General features: G+C 68.9%; 2 protein-coding genes. Both read left to right on the plus strand.

The genetic code is table 11. The features are described from left to right. The coding region (locus ABFS34_16905) for an ATP-binding cassette domain-containing protein (GenBank protein MEN8377106.1) at positions 1-984 on the plus strand (984 nt) is incomplete at its 5' end. Between the two features lie 81 nt (positions 985-1,065). Then, positions 1,066-1,257, plus strand: a 192-nt coding sequence (locus tag ABFS34_16910) for a hypothetical protein (GenBank protein MEN8377107.1), incomplete at its 3' end; no start/stop codon positions are given.

Raw genomic sequence — 1,257 nt, forward strand, 5'->3', positions numbered from 1 at the left:
GACATCCCGCTGGGGGCGCTGACGGTCGTCACGGGCGTGAGCGGCTCGGGGAAGAGCACGCTGGTGCACGACGTGCTGTACCGCGCGCTCGAGCACGAGCTGGCCGGAGGGCCGACCGCCAAGCGGCACCTGGGCGAGCGGGTCGGTTCGCTCGAGCGCCTGGAGGGGACCGAGCGCCTGGATCAGGCGGTGCTCGTCGACCAGTCGCCCATCGGCCGCACACCGCGCTCCAATCCGGTGACCTACATCAAGGCGTTCGATCACCTGCGCCGGCTCTACGCCAGCCAGCCGCTGGCGCGCGAGCGCGGCTACGGACCCGGACACTTCTCGTTCAACGTAGCGGGCGGGCGCTGCGAAGCGTGCAAGGGCGACGGCGTCGTCCAGGTGGAGATGGTCTTCATGGCGGACGTCCTCGTGTCGTGCGAAGTGTGCCGCGGGGCGCGCTTCAGGTCGGGCGTGCTGGAGGTCCACTTCAAGGGCCACAGCATAGCCGACGCGCTGGCGATGACGATCGACCAGGCCATCCACGTATTCATACGACAGGACCGCTTCGGCCGCGCCCTGTGGCAGCTCCAGCAGGTGGGACTGGGTTACCTGCGCCTGGGCCAGCCGGCGCCGACGCTGTCGGGCGGAGAGGCGCAGAGGCTCAAGATCGCGCGCGAGCTGGTCGGCGCCTCGAAGCGGGCGGGTCGACGCATCTATATCCTGGACGAGCCCACCACGGGACTGGCGGGCGAAGATATCCGCAAGCTGCTCGGCGTGCTGGATCGGCTGCTGGACGCCGGGCACACGGTCGTCGTGATCGAGCACAACCTGGAGGTCGTGAAGTCGGCCGACTGGGTGATCGACCTCGGCCCCGGCGCCGGCGACGCCGGCGGCCGCGTTGTTGCAATGGGCAGGCCGGAGGAGGTGGCCGGCGTGGCCGATAGCCACACTGGCCGCTACCTGGCGCCGTTGCTCGAACCCGCGCTCAGCGCGGTGTGAGAATAGCGTTGGAACCAGAGAGGATGACGCCAGTAGTAGGGGCGCCCGGTACACACCCAAAGTTTTCGGAGGAGCATCACCATGAGGCCCATCCCCGTGCGCTGGCTCGCGCTCGCGGCCGCGTTTCTACCGGCCACGACGCTGTCGGCGCAGGACATCCCGCAGGTTGACTTCGACGAGTTCACCCTCGACAACGGGCTCCGTTTCATTGTCCACGAGGACCACTCCGTCCCCATTGTCGCGGTGGACGTCTGGTACGACGTCGGCTCCGGC

The organism is Gemmatimonadota bacterium (genome assembly GCA_039715185.1).
In the GTDB taxonomy this organism is placed as follows: domain Bacteria; phylum Gemmatimonadota; class Gemmatimonadetes; order Longimicrobiales; family RSA9; genus DATHRK01.